1 protein-coding gene is annotated in these 303 nt (G+C 59.1%); it reads right to left on the reverse strand.

Translation table 11 applies throughout. The annotated features are described in order from the left end of the window. Window positions 1-303, reverse strand: a 303-nt coding sequence (locus tag AC0L20_RS40615) for an aldehyde dehydrogenase family protein (protein WP_473295763.1), incomplete at both ends; no start/stop codon positions are given.

Here is a 303-nt window from a genome sequence, read left to right on the forward strand (position 1 = left end):
GGATGCGTTTACCACCGGTCGCCACGCGCGCGCCGCGACTGACGGCATCCGCCACGTGACTTTCGATCTTTTCGATGGCCTTGGCATTGATCATCGGGCCAATCTGCGAGGCCGGGTTGGTCGCAGGGCCAACGACCAGCGCTGCAACACGTGCAGTCAGCTTGTCTACGAATTCATCGTAAACGCCGTCCTGCACATAAATGCGATTGGGGCACACACAGGTCTGGCCGCCGTTTCGGAACTTCGCGACCATCAAGCCTTCGATCGCGTCATCAATCGCGGCATCGTCGAAGACGATGAAAG

The sequence above is a fragment of the Bradyrhizobium sp. Kon58 genome (assembly GCF_055807455.1).